The organism is Plantactinospora endophytica, assembly GCF_016862915.1.
In the GTDB taxonomy this organism is placed as follows: Bacteria; Actinomycetota; Actinomycetes; order Mycobacteriales; family Micromonosporaceae; genus Plantactinospora; species Plantactinospora endophytica.
Genome location: NZ_BONW01000046.1, coordinates 33,571 through 50,574, shown reverse-complemented (window position 1 = coordinate 50,574; position 17,004 = coordinate 33,571). Strand labels below are relative to the sequence as shown.

Here is a 17,004-nt window from a genome sequence, read left to right as displayed (position 1 = left end):
ATGACTGGCAAGCGGGCGGCCACGTCGCCGGGGCGGCTGCCCCGCAGCGCCTGGGCCGGGGTGCTGCGCCGGACCCTGCGCGAGGCGCAGGCGGACAACGTCACGGACTGGGCGGCGGCGCTGACCTACTACGGGGTGCTCTCGCTCTTCCCAGCCCTGCTGGTGCTGGTGGCGGTGCTGGGCCTGCTCGGCGACGCGGCGGTGCGCGGGGTGCAGAACGTCGTCCGGGACGTGGTGCCCGCGCCGTCCGCCCGGGACATCCTGCTCACCGGGATCACCCAGGTGCAGGGCAGTGCCGGGGCGGCCAGCCTGGTCGCGGTACTCGGCATCCTCGGCGCGTTCTGGACGGCCTCCGGCTACATCGGCGCCTTCACCCGGGCCGCCAACGCGATCTACGACGTGCCGGAGGGGCGACCGCTCACCCGTACCCTGCTGCTCCGGGTCGGCCTGACCGCCCTGGTCGGGCTGCTGGTGCTGATCGGCCTGGTGCTCCTGGTGTTCAGCGGGCGGCTCTCCGCCCAGGTGGGCCGGCGACTGGGGGTCGGCGAGGCCGGGGTGACGGCGTGGGACATCGGCAAGTGGCCGGTACTGGTGCTGCTGGTCAGTCTGATCTTCGCGGTGCTCTACTGGGCGGCGCCGAACGCGCGTCAGCGGTTCCGCTGGATCAGTCCCGGTGGTGTCTTCGCGGTGCTGGTCTGGGCCGTCGTCTCCGCCGGCTTCGCGCTCTACCTCGGCTACTTCGCCTCGTACAACCGGACGTACGGCTCGCTGGCCGGGGTGATCGTCTTCCTGGTCTGGCTCTGGCTCTCCAACCTGGCCATCCTGCTCGGTGCCGAGTTGAGCGCGGAGCTGGAACGGGAGCGCACGATCCGGTTGGGCGGGTCGCCGGACCGGGAGCCGTACCTGTCGCTCCGGGACGACCGGAAGCTCCGCGATCGGGACGGCGAGTGAGGACTTCGGGGCACGCCGGGCGAGCGGTGGCCGGCCCGGCGGCGGCCCCGGACCGGGTACGCCTTTCCTTGATCAACAACTAACTTTCGTCCGTTAGGACAAAAGTTAGCGTCATCTTGGATGAAGCTCTAGACATCCACTCCGGAAGGCTCCTACTGTGTCGAACACAACGCGCTGGCGTTGCGTCGACGTGAACGTGAGCCTGACGGAGGTGACTCCCTGTGCGCACCCCGGAAGCGCTGCATCTGCGGCTGCTGCGGCTGTTGCGCGACGAGGGCGCGGTATCCCGGGCCGAGCTCGCGGACCGTTTGCAGATTCCTCGGCCACGCCTGCTCGCCGAACTGGAGCGGTTGGTCGGCCTCGGCTACGTCGCGGAGGCGGGACTGGCCGCCTCCCGGGGCGGACGCCGCTCCACGCTTGTCGAACTCAGCCCCGACCTGCGGTTCGCCGCCGTCGACCTGGGCGCCAGCTCGATCGACGTCGAGGTGGTGAACGGCCGGCTCGAACCCGTCGCCGCGTACGCCGAGACGACCGACATCCGCTCCGGCCCCAAGGTCATCCTGCAACGGGTACACGAACTCCTGCACAAGGCCAAGGTCGACGGGGCGTACGAGCGGCTGCACGCCGTCGGCATCGGCGTACCGGGGCCGGTGAGCTTCCGGGACGGCGTACCGGTCTCCCCGCCGATCATGCCCGGCTGGGACCGCTTCCCGGTACGCGAGCTGCTGACCAGGGAGCACGGCTGCCCGGCGGTGGTGGACAACGACGTCAACATAATGGCCATCGGGGAGCGGCACGGCGGGGTGGCGCACTCGGTCGACGACTTCCTGTTCGTCAAGATCGGCACCGGGATCGGCTGCGGGATCTACCTCTCCGGCGAGGTCTACCGGGGCACCGACGGCTGTGCCGGCGACATCGGGCACATCCAGGTCGACTCGCACGGCCCGATGTGCTCGTGCGGCAACGTCGGCTGCCTGGAGGCGCTGTTCAGCGGCGCGGCCCTGGCCAAGGAGGCCCTGGCTGCGGCCCGCAGCGGTGCCTCGCCGGCCCTGGCCGAGCGGCTCGCCGCGACCGGCTCGGTCAGCGCGCTCGACGTCGCCGAGGGTGCCATCGAGGGCGACGTGACCTGCATCCGGCTGATCCGCGACGGCGGGCGACGGGTCGGCGGCGTACTCGCCGGCCTGGTCAGCTTCGCCAACCCGTCGATGATCGTCATCGGCGGCGGGTTGGCCCAGCTCGGCCACATCCTGCTGGCGGAGATTCGCAGCGTGGTCTACCGGCGTTCACTGCCGCTGGCCACCGGCAACCTGCCGGTGGTGCTCTCCGAGCTCGGTCCGCGGGCCGGGGTCACCGGCGCGGCCGTACTCGCCACCGACGTCGCCTTCGCGGAGGCGTCATGATCGAGCGGAGTGGAAGCATCGACCAGTTCAGTCGGTCAGGTCGTGACGACGAGCGCGCCGAGGAGACGTCATGACTGACGATAAGCGCCCCGACGAGCAGGTGCAGGCCGCCGGGCCGACCGCCGTCGACAACCCGGACGCGGTGGACGCCCCCGACGGCGTCGACAGCCCGAACGGGACCGGTCCGGCCGGCGACCCGCCGCCACTGGTCACCCCGCCCGCCGACACGGTGCCCGGCGAGGTCGTGCTCCGGCTCACCGACGTGGTGAAGACCTTCCCCGGGGTACGCGCCCTGGACGGGGTGCAGTTGGAGGTGCGGGCCGGCGAGGTGCACTGCCTGCTCGGCCAGAACGGTGCCGGCAAGTCGACACTGATCAAGATCCTCTCCGGCGCGCACCAGCCCGACTCCGGGCAGGTGGAGTGGCTCGGCGAGGCCGTCTCGTTCGGCAACCCGCAGGCCGCGATGAAGGCCGGCATCGCCACCATCTACCAGGAACTCGACCTGGTCGAGGACCTGTCGGTGGGTGAGAACGCCTTCCTCGGGCACGAGCCGAAGCAGTTCGGCTTCGTCCGGCGCGGCTACATGGCCCGGCGTACCCGGGAGATCCTGGCCCGGCTCGGGCACCCGGAGATCCCGCCCCGCCGGATGGTCCGCACGCTGCCGTCCGCCGGCAAGCAGATCGTCAGCATGGCCCGGGCGCTCTCGCACGAGGCGCGACTGATCATCATGGACGAGCCGAGCGCCGTGCTGGCCCACGACGAGGTTGGCAACCTGTTCCGGATCATCCGGGAGCTGACCGCCCAGGGCATCGCGGTCATCTACATCTCGCACCGGATGGAGGAGATCCGCGAGATCGGCGACCGGGTCACCGTCCTCAAGGACGGCCGGACCACGGCGGCGAACCTGCCGGCCCGGACCACCCCGACCCGCGACCTGGTGAGCCGGATGACCGGCCGGACCATCGAGTACGTCTTCCCGGACCGCCCGGCCGACGCGCCGGCCGGCGACGAACTGCTCCAGGTCCGCCAGCTCGCCCGGGAGGGCGAGTTCGCGGACGTCTCGCTGAGCGTGCACGCCGGTGAGATCGTCGGCATCGCCGGCCTGGTCGGCTCGGGCCGCTCCGAACTGCTGGAGACCATCTTCGGCGCCCGCCGGGCCAGCTCCGGCACGGTGTCGATGGCCGGCCGGCAGGTCCGGCCGGGCAGCGTCGGCGCCGCCGTCCGGGCCGGGATGGGAATGGCGCCGGAGGAGCGCAAGAGCCAGGCGCTGCTGCTCGGCGAGCCGGTCTACCGCAATGTCACGCTGGCCACCTTCACCCGCTGGGCCCGGCTGGGCTTCACCGACGCGGGCCGGGAACGGGCCGAGGCGAACGAGGTCGCCGACCGGCTGGAGCTGCGGCCCCGGGACGTCCGGCGACCGGTCCGGACGCTCTCCGGCGGCAACCAGCAGAAGGTCGTCGTCGGCCGCTGGCTGCTCGGCGACACGAAACTGCTGCTGCTCGACGAGCCGACCCGGGGCGTGGACGTGGGCGCCCGGGCCGAGCTCTACCAGGTGATCCGGGCGCTGGCCGCCCGGGGAGTGGGCGTACTGCTCGTTTCCAGCGAGGTGCCCGAGGTGCTCGGCCTGGCCGACCGCGTACTGGTGATGCGGGAGGGCCGGGTCGTGCACGAGGCGCCGGCCGGAGAACTCGACGAAGACACTGTGCTCGACCTCGTCATGGCGGGGTCGCTTATGGAGGGGGCGCCAGCGTGACCGAACGTACCGAGACCGCCGCGCCGGCCGCGGCGGCGCCGCCGGCGGACCGGCCCACGCCGGTGTCGCCGGCGCCGGCCGGAGCGCCGGCGCACAAGGGTGCCGGCGCGCCCGGCAACGGGAACGGTCGGTGGAGCGGCGACGCGGGTGAGTCGTTCCGGCGCAACCTGGGCCTGGTCGGGGTACTGGTGGTGCTGATCATCATCGGCATCATCACCCGCCCCGACCTCTACGGCGACATGAACTGGGTCGGCGACAACATCATGTCGATCCTCACCCTGGCCTCGGTGGTCGGCGTGGTCACCGTGGGCATGACATTCGTGATCATCGGTGGCGGCATCGACCTCTCGGTCGGCGCGATCGTGGCGCTGGCCGGGGTCTGGAGCACCACGGTCGCGACCCAGAGCTACGGCGCCGGTGGGATGATCTTCACCGCGATCGTGGTGGCGGTCTGCGTCGGCCTGGTCAACGGCTTCCTGATCTCGTACGGCCGGCTGGTGCCGTTCATCGCCACCCTGGCCATGCTGGTCGCCGCCCGGGGTCTCGCCGCCGAGATCTCCGACAAGCAGACCCAGGTCTCCAACAACGCGACCATCAACGGGATCGCCAGCAACGACATCCTCGGCATCCCGGTGCTGGTCTACATCCTCGCCGGAGTGGTCGCGGCCGGCTGGGTGCTGCTCAACCGCACCACCTTCGGCCGGCGTACGGTCGCGGTCGGCGGCAACCCGGAGGCGGCCCGGCTGGCCGGCATCAACGTACGCCGGCACAGCATGCTGCTCTACGCGCTCTCCGGCCTCTGCTGCGGTATCGCCGCGATCATGCTCACCGCGCAGGCCAACTCCGCGCAGGCGGCGATGGCGAACCTCTACGAACTCGACGCGATCGCCGCGGCGATCATCGGTGGCACGCTGCTCAGCGGCGGCCGGGGCACCATCGTCGGCTCCCTGCTCGGCGTGATCATCTTCGCCACCATCACCAACCTGTTCGCCATCAACGGCCTCTCCACCGAGGCGCAGAACATGGTCAAGGGCGGCATCATCGTCGCCGCCGTGCTGGTCCAGCAGTTCCGGTTCAAGTCGCTGACCCAGCTTCTCGCCCGCAACAAGCTCAGCTCGACGAACTGACGCACCGCAGCACATCCCCCGGTGGCGCCCGCCGCCGGTGGCCGTACCCGGTCACCGGCCGGCGGACCCCACCCACCCTTCACCCCACACGAAGTCGAATATCAGGAGGTCGTCATGACCCAGCACGATCCGCTCCGGCCGGTGCGCGACCTGTCCCGCCGCCGGCTGCTGCTCGGCGGGGCGGCGGTCGGCGCCGGCGCCCTGCTCACCGCCTGCACCAGCAACGACACCGGCGACGGTTCCGGCGGGAACGAGCAGGTCAAGGCGGCGGACAGCTCGGCCAACCCGAACAGCGCCCCCGGTCAGAAGGTCGTGATCGGCTTCTCCGCGCCGGCCGCCGACCACGGCTGGCTCGCCGCCATCACCAAGAACGCCGAGGCGCAGGCGAAGGTCTTCTCGGACGTCGAGTTCAAGACGGTCGCCGCCGGCGCGGACGCGGCAGCCCAGCGGGCCGCACTGTCCACGCTGATCTCGCAGAAGCCGAACGTGATCGTGATGCTGCCGCACGACGGCAAGGAGCTGAACGCCTCCGGCCTGGAGGCGATGAAGGCCGGCATCCCGGTGGTCAACCTGGACCGGGCGTTCCCGGACGCGCTGGCCTACCGGCTCCAGATCAAGGGCGACAACTACGGCATGGGCGTCGCCGCCGGCCGCTACATCGGCGAGCAGATGAAGGCCAAGGGCATCACCAACCCGATCATCGGCGAGATCGCCGGCATGGACGAGCTGGAGCTGACCAAGGAGCGGTCCGCCGGCTTCGCCGCCGAGCTGGCCGTGCTCGGCTTCAAGGTGGCCAACCGGCGCGCCGCCCGGTTCACCGCCGACACCGGCCAGGCCGAAGCCTCGCAGCTCCTCCGGGCGTTGCCCAAGATGGACGCGCTGTGGAACCACGACGACGACCAGGGCATCGGCGTACTGGCCGCGGTCAAGCAGGCCAACCGCTCCGAGTTCATCATGGTCGGCGGTGCCGGCTCCCTCGCGGCCATCCAGGCCATCGCGGCCGACAACAGCGTCCTGAAGGCAACGGTCACCTACAGCCCCTCGATGGCCTCGTCGGCGATCTCGCTGGCCCGGCTCATCGGCCAGGGGAAGGGCATGTCCGACCTGGTCGAGCTGCAGGTGCCCAAGGAGATCACGTTGGCCTCCGAGACGATCACGAAAGAGAACGCGAGCGCGTACACCAAGCTCGGGTTCTGACACACCGGGGGGAGACCCACCTTGTCCACGAACGAGAAAGAACTGCGGGTCGGCATGGTCGGCTACGCGTTCATGGGCGCCGCGCACTCACAGGCGTGGCGGACCGTGAACCGCGTCTTCGACCTGCCGGTACGGGCCCGGATGGCCCTGGTCTGCGGCCGGGACGAGTCCAAGGTCGCCGACGCGGCCGGCCGGCTCGGCTGGGACGGGCACACCACCGACTGGCGTGAGCTGATCGCCCGGGACGACATCGACATCGTCGACGTCTGCACCCCCGGCGACAGCCACGCCGAGATCACCATCGCGGCCCTGGAGGCGGGCAAGCACGTACTGTGCGAGAAGCCGCTCGCCAACACGGTCGAGGAGGCTCGGGCCATGGCCGCCGCGGCGGCCAAGGCCCAGACGGTGGGCGTACGGGCCATGTGCGGGTTCAACTACCGCCGGGTTCCCGCGGTCAGCCTGATGCGGGAGCTGGTCGCCTCCGGCCGGCTCGGCGTGATCCGGCACGTCCGCGCCGTCTACCTGCAGGACTGGATCACCGACCCGCAGTTCCCGCTGGTCTGGCGGCTCCAGAAGGACAAGGCCGGGTCCGGTGCGCTCGGCGACATCGGTGCACACATCATCGACCTGACCCAGTTCGTCACCGGGCAGCGGATCAGCGGGGTCAGCGCGATCACCGAGACCTTCGTCAAGGAGCGCCCGCTGCCCGCCGAGTCGAGCGGCCTGGCCGCCTCGGCCGACGGCGCCGGTGCCGCGATGGGGCAGGTCACCGTCGACGACGCGGCGGTCTTCGTGGCCCGGCTCGACGGTGGCGGGCTCGCCACCTACGAGGCGACCCGGTTCGCCGCCGGACGGCGCAACGCGCTGCGGGTCGAGATCAACGGTTCGCTCGGCTCGGTGGCGTTCGACCTCGAACGCCTCAACGAGCTGGAGTTCTTCGACGCCACCGAACCCGGCGCCGAGCAGGGCTTCCGGCGGATCCTGGTGACCGAGGGCGACCACCCGTACATGGCGGCCTGGTGGCCGCCGGGGCACATCATCGGGTACGAGCACTCGTTCACGCACGAGCTGCGGGACTTCCTCGCGGCGATCGCCACCGGGTCGGACCCGACTCCCTCGTTCGCCGACGCGCTCCAGGTCCAGCTCGTGCTGGACGCGGTGGCGCGGTCGGCGGAGCTGGGCTCGTCCTGGACGGCGGTGGAGCAGGTGCCCGCCCCGGTCACCGCGTAACCCGTTCGACCGGCGTACGCCGGCTTCCCGTCCTCGGGCGCGAAGCCGGCACCGCCGGAGGTAGTTGTCCACCCGTCGGGTGGCCCGGCCCTCGGGCCGGCGACCCCGACCCGAGACTTTCCGGAGTGACCGGCGAGGGTCCGGCCGCGGTTGCGCCCCGCGACCGGATGGAGGTCGATCCGGAAGGAGTGCGCGTACGCGCCGGAGCCCTGCTCCGGGCGTGGCGTGCGACAGGTGACACGGCCGTCCGGTGCGGCCGGACCGGGATTCCCCGGCCGCACCGGACGCCGGAACCACACCGGCTGACCCCCAACCGGTGGTACCGCCGGTCCGACGTCCCGGACCGGACCCGAACCCGCGACCGGGGTCCGGCGACCCGCCCGACCCCGTCGCCCCGACGACTTCGCCCCACCGTCCACAGTGGGCGGCGGTGGCACAACTCCACAGGGATATCGCGACCCGACCGGCAACCCCCGCCGGCCGGTCGCCCTGGATCGGGGGAGGCAGGACCGCGACGCCGACCGGCCCTGCCTACCAAGCCCCGTCCGCCCGCACGGTCACGGACCCGAGCAGTGTCGTTGCCGCCGACTCCGGCGCTGCCGCACGGGATGTTCCACCGCGACGGTCGGGCGGGCGGGGCGCTTTTCTCGATCACCCGGCAAGATGTCCCGATAGGCAGTATCGGCGAGTTGATCCGGCGGATGGCACCCCGGTCGTCGTCGTACACCCCCGGTCGGCCCAGGGCCGTGCCGGCACCGGAGGGAGGAGCACTGATGCGTACGGGTGTCTGGCTGGTTGGCGGACGTGGCTCGGTCGCGGTGACCAGCATGGTCGGGGCGTTGGCCCTGCGGGCCGGGCTGGCCGAACCGACCGGCTGTGTGACCGAGTTGCCGGCCCTGCGTAGCGCGGCCCTGCCAGCCCTGGCCGACCTGGTCTTCGGCGGGCACGACGTGGCCACCACGCCGCTGGTCAAGAAGGCCGAGACGCTGGCCGAGGCGGGCGTACTGCCGGCCCGGCTGGTGGCGGCGCTGGCCGGCGAGATCGGCGCCCTCGAAGCCGAGCTGCGGCCGGCACCGACCGGTGGCCCGCAGGCCGCCGTCGTCGAGGCGGTCGTCGCCGACCTGACCGGCTTCCGCGAACGCCACCGGCTCGACCGGGTGGTGGTGGTCAACGTCTCCTCGACCGAGCCGGCCCCGGCCGCGCATCCGGCGTACCAGCGGCTGTCCGATCTGGATGCCGCGCTGGCCGAGGGCAGCCCGCTGCCGCCCAGCGCCGCGTACGCCTACGCCGCCTTCACCGCCGGCTGCTCCTACGTGGACTTCACCCCGTCGACCGGTGCCCGGCTGCCCGCGCTCGCCGAGTTGGCACAGCGGGCCGGAGTCCCGTACGCCGGGCACGACGGCAAGACCGGCGAGACGCTTGTCAAGTCGGTCCTCGCCCCGATGTTCGCCATGCGCCACCTGCGGGTACGGAGCTGGTCCGGCACCAACCTGCTCGGCGGCGGCGACGGCGCCAACCTGGCCGAGCCGGCGGCGAACGCGGCCAAGTCCGCCAGCAAGCAGCGGGTACTCGGCGAGACCCTCGGCTACGTGCCGCAGGGCAACACCCGGATCGAGTACGTCGACGACATCGGCGACTTCAAGACCGCCTGGGACCTGGTCACCTTCGCCGGCTTCCTCGGTACCCCGATGCGGATGGAGTTCACCTGGCACGGCTGCGACTCCTCGCTGGCCGCACCGCTGGTCCTCGACCTGGCCCGGCTGACCGCCGCCGCGCACCGGGCCGGCCGGACCGGCCCCCTGCCCGAACTGGCGTTCTTCTTCAAGGATCCGCTCGGCGAGGTGCCGCACGCCCTCGCCGAACAGTGGGCCACGCTGCGCGCCTTCGTCCGGCAGCTCGACGCCGAGCCGACTTCGGGGGACTCGGATGCCGTCGCTGCGTGACCTGGCCGAACTGGTCCGGGCGCCCGCCGCGCTCTCGGTACCCGGAGACGTGGTGGCCGGTGCCGCCGCCGCCGACGCGCTGGACCGTCGGGTACCAGGGCTGGCCGGCGCGTCGGTGCTGCTCTACTGGGCCGGGATGGCCGCCAACGACTGGGCGGACCGCGAACTCGACGCGAAGGAGCGGCCCGAACGGCCGATCCCCAGTGGACGGGTCTCACCCGGGTTCGCCCTCGGCGTCTCGGCCGGGCTGACCGCCGCCGGGATCGGGCTCGCCGGGCTGGCCGGTGGTCGCCGGGCGCTGGCCGTGGCGGTGCCGCTGGCCGGTGCCGTCTGGGCGTACGACCTGCGGGCCAAGAACACTCCGGCCGGGCCGGCGGTGATGGCTGCCTGCCGAGGGCTGGACGTGCTGCTCGGCGCCAGCGGTGGCCGGGTGGCTCGGGCGGTGCCGGCGGCGTTGACGGTGGCCGCGCACACGTACACGGTCACCGAACTGTCCCGGCGGGAGGTCTCCGGCGCGACCCGGGCGCTGCCGGCGGCGACGCTGGCCGGTACCGCCGCGGTGGCCGCCGCCGCGGTCGCCCGGCCCCGTACCGCCGACCCGGCCGCAGCCTCCGGCAGCCCCAACTGGCGGACCCTGGTCCCGGCCGCGCTCGCCGGCTGGTACGGCCTCCAGTACGGCGCCGCGCAGGCCCGGGTCGCGGCCGACCCGCAGGCGTCCAAGGTCCGGGCGGCGGTCGGCGCCGGCATCACCGGCCTGCCCGCCCTACAGGGCGCCCTGGTCGCCCGGGCCGGTGCCGCAGTGCTCGGCGTCGCGGTGGCCGCCGCCGCCCCGCTCGGCCGCCGCCTAGCCCGACTGGTCTCGCCGACATGACCGCCGCTGCCGACTCCACCGCACCGGGCCGGCTGGCGACGCCCGGCCCGACCGGTCTCGCCGATCCGAGCGCCGGCCCCGGCGGGCTACCCGGGCTGCGCTTCGGCTACGGCACCAACGGGTTCGCCAACCATCGGCTGGACGACGCGCTGCGGGTGATCGCCGACCTCGGTTACCAGGGTGTGGCGTTGACCCTCGACCACGACCACCTGGACCCGTTCGGGCCGCACCTGGCGGCCCGGGTGGCGGCGGTCGGCCGGAGCCTCGCGGCGCACGGCCTCGGCGTGGTGATCGAGACCGGGGCCCGCTACCTGCTCGACCCCTGGCACAAGCACGCGCCGACGCTGCTGCACGACGACAACGCGCTGCGGGTCGAGTTCCTCCGCCGGGCCGTGGCGATCGGGGCCGACCTGGGCGCCGAGGCGGTCTCCTTCTGGTCCGGGGTACGCCCGGCCGAGGTCGACCCGGCGACCGCCTGGGACCGGCTCGTCGCCGGCTGCGCCGAACTGGTCGACGTCGCCGACGCCGCCGGGATGGTGCTCGGGTTCGAGCCGGAGCCGGGCATGCTGGTCGCCGAGATCGCCGACTGGTGGCGGCTGCGCAAGGCACTCGGCGAGCCGCCACGCTTCGGCATCACCCTCGACATCGGACACTGCCGCTGCCTGGAGCCGCTGCCGGTGCCGCAGTGCGTGGCGCAGGTGGCTCCGCACCTGGTCAACGTACAGATCGACGACATGCGCCGGGATGTGCACGAGCACCTGGAGTTCGGCACCGGCGAGATCGAATTCCCGCCCGTACTGCGGGCGCTGGCAGAGGCAGGTTACGCCGGGCTGGTCGCCGTCGAGCTGCCCCGGCACTCGCACGCGGCTCCGTCGGTGGCGGCACACTCGATCGAGTTTCTCCGCACCGCCGCCGCCGAGGCCGGGCTCCCCGACAGCGGGGCGGGCGCCGTGCCGGCCGCGCGACCTCGGCTCGGCGGGCGGGGTCGTCCGGGGGCGGTGGCCGGCACGCCGGTCTGAACGAGCACCACCGGGGGGACCGCGACCACCATCCACACCGGAACGACACGCCTGGGGAGGACCGGATGGAACCGGAACCGGAACTGGAACGACTGCGGGCGGCGCTGCTGGCCGTACCCGACGGGCGGCTGCCCGACCGGGACTGGCTGACGGAGGCGCTGGCCCGGGTCGGCAGCGAGCCGGCCGCGCTCGGTCGGCTGTTCGCGGCGGCCGGCCGCAGGTGCGGGCGGGAACCCCTGCCCGACCTGCCCGACTGGACCGCCGACGACGCGGCCCGGGTGCTGCTGCTGGCCGCGCTGCCCCCGACCGAACTGCCCGGTCAGGCCGAGACCTGCTACCGGCACGGCGACGCCGCCGAGAAACGGGCGGTACTCCGGGCGCTGCCGCTGCTGCCCGCCGTCGGCGACGCCGGGGTGCCACTGCTGCACGACGCGATCCGGACCAACGACACCCGGCTGGTCTCCGCCGCCCTCGGCCCGTACGCGGACCGGCTCGACCAGGCCGCCTGGCGGCAGGCGGTGCTCAAGTGTGTCTTCACCGGGATCCCGCTGTCCGCCGTCTCCGGGCTCGACCGGCGGGCCGACGCCGAGCTGACCACCATGCTGGCCGGGTTCGCCGACGAACGTCGGGCGGCCGGTCGGGACATGCCGGCGGACGCGACCGCGTTGCTTGATCGACTGAGCGTGCTGCACCGGTCGGGGACCCCGGCCCGGTCGGGCGCCGAGGAGGCGTGATGAGGATCTTCGACCCGCACATCCACATGACTTCCCGGACCACGGACGACTACGAGCGGATGGCCGCCGCCGGGGTACGCGCGCTGGTGGAGCCGGCGTTCTGGCTCGGCCAGCCCCGGACCAGTGCCGCCTCCTTCGTCGACTACTTCGACTCGCTGGTCGGCTGGGAGCCGTTCCGGGCCGCCCAGTTCGGCATCCGACACCACGCCACCATCGCGCTGAACCCGAAGGAGGCGAACGACCCGCGCTGCCGTGAGGTGCTCGACCTGCTGCCCCGCTATCTGGACAAGGACGGCGTGGTGGCGGTCGGCGAGGTCGGCTACGACTCGATGACCCCGGAGGAGGACGAGGTCTTCGCCGCCCAACTCGCCCTGGCGGTCGAACACGAGCTGCCGGCGATGGTGCACACCCCGCACCGGGACAAGGCCCGGGGCACCGAACGCAGCCTGGCGGTGATCGCCGAGTCCGGTCTCGAACCCGGCCGGGTGGTGATCGACCACCTCAACGAGGTGACCGTGCCGCTGGTCCGGGACACCGGCTGCTGGCTCGGCTTCTCCATCTACCCCGAGACCAAGATGTCGCCGCCACGGATGGTCGAGCTGCTCCGCAAGTACGGCACCGAGCGGATGCTGGTCAACTCGGCGGCCGACTGGGGGCGCTCGGATCCGCTGCTGACCCGGGCCACCGGCGAGGCGATGCTGGCCGCCGGCTTCGGCGACGACGACGTCGACCAGGTGCTCTGGCGCAACCCGGTGGAGTTCTACGGCCAGTCCGGCCGGCTCGACCTGGGTGCGGACGAGGCATCGGGGGAGACCGGGCCCGGCACGTTCGAGGGGAACTCGATCCTGCGGGGCGGTAGCTGATGCGGCTGCGGCACGCCGACGGGCAGACGGTGCACCTGAGCTACTGCACCAACGTGCATCCGGCCGAGGACCTGGCCGGGGTGCTGGGACAGCTCGACACGTACGCGGTGCGGATCCGGGAACGGCTGGACGCCGACGTACTCGGGTTGGGGCTGTGGTTGGCGGCACCGGTGGCGGCCGGGCTCGCCGCCGACCCGCAGACCCGGCGGAAGCTGCGCGCCGAGCTGGTCGCGCGCGGGCTGGAGGTGGTGACCCTGAACGGGTTCCCCTACCAGTCCTTCCACGCCCCGGTGGTGAAGCAGGCCGTCTACCACCCGGACTGGACCACCCGGGAGCGGCTGGTCTACACCCTGAACCTGGCCACCGTACTGGTCGACCTGCTCCCCGACGACGCCGTCCGGGGCTCGGTCTCCACCCTGCCGCTGGCCTGGCGGGAGCCGTGGGAGCAGCGCCAGGCCGACCGGGCGGCCCGGGTGCTGGACGAGCTGGCCGACGGGCTGACCCAGATCGCCTGGCGTACCGGCCGGGCGGTGCGGGTCGGCTTCGAGCCGGAGCCGGGCTGCGTGGTCGAGTCGACGAGTCAGGCGGTGGCGGCACTGTCCCGGGTGGACACCGACCGGCTCGGCATCTGCCTCGACCTGGCCCATCTCGCCTGCGCCTGGGAGGAGCCCGCCGAGGCGCTGGCCCGACTGCGCGGCGCCGGGCTGCCGGTGGTGAAGGTGCAGGTGTCGGCCGCGCTGGCCGCCGCCGACCCGGTCGCCGCCGCCGAGGACCTGCGCGGGTACGTCGAGCCGCGCTTCCTGCACCAGACCCGCGCCGAACCGTGCCGGGGCGCCGTCGACCCGGCCGACCCGGCACACGCCGCCGACGACCTGGACGCGGCGCTGGAGGCCGACCTGCCCGGCGCCTGGCGGGTGCACTACCACGTACCGCTGCACGCCGAGCCCGTCGCACCGCTGGAGTCCACCGTGCCGGTGCTCCGGGACGCGCTGCGGGAGCTGTTCGCCGGGCCGGTCGCCGGGTGCGACCACCTGGACGTCGAGACGTACACCTGGGGGGTGCTGCCGGAGGCGCAGCGTCCGGGATCGGACGCGGAGCTGGCCGGCGGCATCGCCGCCGAGTTGGCTTTCGCCCGCGACGAACTGGTCGCGCTCGGGCTGACCGAGGACTCCGACGCCCCCGCATCCGCGCCGAGGAGGCACGATGACTAGTCCACTGGTCGTGATCGACGTGGTCGGGTTGACCCCTCGACTGCTCGCCCACATGCCCCGGCTGCGCGCCCTGGCCGAGGCCGGCTGGCAGGCCGAACTCGGTACCGTGCTGCCGGCGGTGACCTGTTCGGCCCAGGCGACCCTGCTCACCGGGGCGTTGCCGTCCGAGCACGGCATCGTCGGCAACGGCTGGTACTTCCGGGACCTGGGCGAGGTCTTCCTGTGGCGGCAGCACCACGCGCTGATGGGCGGGGAGAAGGTCTGGCAGGCGGCCCGCCGGGAACGCCCGGACTACACCGTGGCCAACGTCTGCTGGTGGTACGCGATGGGCGCCGACGTGAACTGGACGGTGACGCCCCGGCCGATCTACTACGCCGACGGGCGCAAGGAGCCGGACTGCTACACCGACCCGCCGGAGCTGCACGACGAGCTGACCTCCAAGCTGGGCGGCTTTCCGCTGTTCACCTACTGGGGGCCGGGGGCGGGGCTGCCGTCGTCGCGGTGGATCTGCCGGGCCGCCGAGCAGATCATGGTGGAGAAGAACCCGGACCTGACCCTGGTCTACGTGCCGCACCTCGACTACGACCTGCAACGCTTCGGCCCGTCGTCGGAGCAGGCGGTGGCGGCTGCGGTCGAGCTGGACGGGGTACTCGGTCCGCTGCTGGACGCCGCCGCCGCGCGGAACGCGACGGTGGTGGTGCTGTCGGAGTACGGCATCACCGAGGCGAGCCGGCCGGTGGACGTGAACCGGCTGCTCCGGGCCGAGGGGCTGCTCCGGGTCTACACCCAGGACGGGATGGAATACCTGGACCCGTGGACGTCCCGGGCGTTCGCGGTCGCCGACCACCAGGTCGCGCACGTCTACGTCAAGGACCCGGCTGACGTGCCGGCGGTGGCGAAGCTCTGCGCGGGGCTGCCCGGGGTGGCGCAGGTGTTGGACGCCGCCGGCAAGGCGGAGCACGGGCTGGACCACGAGCGGGCCGGCGAGCTGGTGCTGGTCGCCGAGCCGGACGCCTGGTTCACCTACTACTACTGGCTCGACGACGCCCGGGCACCGGACTTCGCCCGGCTGGTGGAGATCCACCGCAAGCCCGGGTACGACCCGGCCGAGCTGTTCTTCGACCCGGCCGCGCCGGGTGCGGCGAAGCGCCGGGCCGGGGTGGCGCTGGCCCGGAAGAAGCTCGGGATGCGCTACCTGATGAGCGTGGTGGGGCTGGACGCGGGCGCGAAGGCGGTACGCGGCTCGCACGGCCGGCTGCCTGCGGATCCGGCCGACGGCCCGGTGCTGATCTGCTCGGACCCCTCGACGGCCCGGGACTCGTACGCCGCCACCGAGGTCAAGAACTTGCTGCTGCACCTTGCCGGCCTGTCCGACCAGTCGGCGCCGGCTGGCGGCGGAGCGCAGGACGGGGCGTCGGCCGTGGGGAGGCGGCGATGACGGCGACCGTGCCGGAGGTGGATCTGGGCGAGCTACGGAAGCGCTTCGACGCCCAACTCGCCGCCTTTCTCGACCGGCAGGACCCGGACTGGCCGGACGGTGCCCCCCGGGGCGTCTTCACCACCCTGCACCGGTTCGTACTGGCCGGCGGCAAGCGGCTGCGCCCGCTCTTCTGCTACTGGGGCTGGCGCGGTGCCGGTGGCGCGGACGGTACCCCGATCGTGGCCGCCGCCGCCGCGCTGGAGCTGTTCCACGCGTTCGCGCTGATCCACGACGACATCATGGACGGCAGCGACCGGCGGCGCGGCGAGCCCTCGGTGCACCGGCTCTTCGCCGACCTGCACGCCCGGTCGGCCTGGCGCGGCGACCCGGCCTCGTACGGCCGCAGTACCGCGCTGCTCTGCGGTGACCTCTGCGCCGCCTGGGCCGACCAGCTCTTCCACGAGTGCGGGCTGACCCCGGAGGAGGTGCACCAGGGGTACGGCGTCTTCGCGACCATGCGCACCGAGGTGATCGCCGGGCAGTATCTCGACCTGGTCTCCGGGGTCGGCGACGGGTCGGTGGCCAGCGCGTTGACCGTGGTCCGGATGAAGGCGGCCCGCTACACGGTGACCCGGCCGTTGCAGATCGGTGCGGCGCTGGCCGCCGGTTCGCCGGAGCTGCTCGCCGCGATGGCCGCCTTCGGTGACCCGCTCGGCGACGCCTTCCAGCTCCGCGACGACGTGCTCGGGGTCTTCGGTGATCCGGCGCTGACCGGCAAGTCCATCCTGGACGACCTGCGGGAGGGTAAGCCGACGGTGATGATGGCGCTGGCCCGAGGGAGTGCCGACCGGGCCCAGGCGCAGCGGTTGAAGGCGCTGTTCGGCAACCCGGAGCTGGATCCGGACGGTGCCGCCGAGCTGCGCGCGATCATCGTCGAGACCGGTGCCCTGGACCGGATCGAGCAGATGATCAGGGTACGTGCCGACGCCGCGCTGGCCGCGCTGGCGGAGGCACCGCTCACCGCCGAGGCCGCCGAGGTGCTCGCCACGCTGGCGGCCGAGACCGTGGAACGGCACGGTTAGCGGTCGACCGATCGCGCGTGCCGTAACAGGTGTCGTAACTTTTCGCCGTGCCGACAAAAGTTCACGTATGCGCGGCAGAAGGTATAGACACATCAACACATAGAAATTACTGTGTCGGACACAGCTCGAAGTTGTTACGTCGAGGTAACCGACGGCGCGGTTGACCCACGACAGCGATCGACGTACCGGTGTGCCCATGCCGG

14 protein-coding genes are annotated in these 17,004 nt (G+C 72.7%); all 14 read left to right on the top strand.

The features are described from left to right. Entirely contained in the window at window positions 1–951 is a 951-nt protein-coding gene (locus Pen02_RS37930) for a YihY/virulence factor BrkB family protein (RefSeq protein ID WP_203871033.1), read from the top strand. Window positions 952–1,172: 221 nt separating this feature from the next. Next, a complete protein-coding gene (locus Pen02_RS37925) occupies window positions 1,173–2,351 on the top strand; it encodes an ROK family transcriptional regulator (protein WP_203871032.1) in 1,179 nt (392 codons plus the stop codon). A 70-nt stretch (window positions 2,352–2,421) separates the two neighbouring features. After that, window positions 2,422–4,104: a sugar ABC transporter ATP-binding protein gene (locus Pen02_RS37920; protein ID WP_203871031.1), complete on the top strand. Its 1,683-nt coding sequence runs from the start codon at window positions 2,422–2,424 to the stop codon at window positions 4,102–4,104. Then, the gene (locus Pen02_RS37915; protein ID WP_203871030.1) at window positions 4,101–5,231 is read left to right on the top strand and encodes an ABC transporter permease; all 1,131 of its coding nucleotides are present in this window, start codon (window positions 4,101–4,103) and stop codon (window positions 5,229–5,231) included. Before Pen02_RS37920 ends, Pen02_RS37915 begins: the two co-directional genes overlap by 4 nt. A 114-nt stretch (window positions 5,232–5,345) precedes the next feature. Beyond that, window positions 5,346–6,428: a substrate-binding domain-containing protein gene (locus Pen02_RS37910; RefSeq protein ID WP_203871029.1), complete on the top strand. Its 1,083-nt coding sequence runs from the start codon at window positions 5,346–5,348 to the stop codon at window positions 6,426–6,428. Between the two features lie 54 nt (window positions 6,429–6,482). Further along, window positions 6,483–7,658 (top strand): Gfo/Idh/MocA family protein, encoded by a 1,176-nt coding sequence (locus Pen02_RS37905; RefSeq protein WP_203871132.1) that lies wholly within the window; start codon window positions 6,483–6,485, stop codon window positions 7,656–7,658. 773 nt (window positions 7,659–8,431) lie between these two features. Further along, a complete protein-coding gene (locus Pen02_RS37900; RefSeq protein WP_203871028.1) occupies window positions 8,432–9,601 on the top strand; it encodes an inositol-3-phosphate synthase in 1,170 nt (389 codons plus the stop codon). Beyond that, window positions 9,585–10,472: an SCO3242 family prenyltransferase gene (locus tag Pen02_RS37895; RefSeq protein ID WP_203871027.1), complete on the top strand. Its 888-nt coding sequence runs from the start codon at window positions 9,585–9,587 to the stop codon at window positions 10,470–10,472. The genes Pen02_RS37900 and Pen02_RS37895 overlap by 17 nt, the downstream gene beginning before the upstream one ends. Further along, a complete protein-coding gene (locus Pen02_RS37890; RefSeq protein ID WP_203871026.1) occupies window positions 10,469–11,491 on the top strand; it encodes a sugar phosphate isomerase/epimerase family protein in 1,023 nt (340 codons plus the stop codon). Before Pen02_RS37895 ends, Pen02_RS37890 begins: the two co-directional genes overlap by 4 nt. Before the next feature lie 65 nt (window positions 11,492–11,556). Further along, window positions 11,557–12,225 carry an EboA domain-containing protein gene (locus tag Pen02_RS37885; RefSeq protein WP_203871025.1) on the top strand — a complete coding sequence of 223 codons (669 nt, stop codon included), beginning with the start codon at window positions 11,557–11,559 and terminating at the stop codon, window positions 12,223–12,225. After that, complete coding sequence (locus Pen02_RS37880) at window positions 12,225–13,088, top strand: TatD family hydrolase (protein ID WP_203871024.1); 864 nt, start codon at window positions 12,225–12,227, stop codon at window positions 13,086–13,088. The genes Pen02_RS37885 and Pen02_RS37880 overlap by 1 nt, the downstream gene beginning before the upstream one ends. Then, on the top strand, window positions 13,088–14,299 hold the full coding sequence (eboE, locus tag Pen02_RS37875) for a metabolite traffic protein EboE (protein WP_203871023.1): 1,212 nt from the start codon (window positions 13,088–13,090) through the stop codon (window positions 14,297–14,299). The genes Pen02_RS37880 and eboE overlap by 1 nt, the downstream gene beginning before the upstream one ends. After that, window positions 14,292–15,737, top strand: a complete 1,446-nt coding sequence (locus Pen02_RS37870; RefSeq protein ID WP_203871022.1) for an alkaline phosphatase family protein — start codon at window positions 14,292–14,294, stop codon at window positions 15,735–15,737. Before eboE ends, Pen02_RS37870 begins: the two co-directional genes overlap by 8 nt. Then, window positions 15,734–16,801, top strand: coding sequence for a polyprenyl synthetase family protein (locus Pen02_RS37865; protein WP_203871021.1), 1,068 nt, complete (start codon window positions 15,734–15,736; stop codon window positions 16,799–16,801). Before Pen02_RS37870 ends, Pen02_RS37865 begins: the two co-directional genes overlap by 4 nt. The last annotated feature ends 203 nt before the right edge of the window (window positions 16,802–17,004 follow it).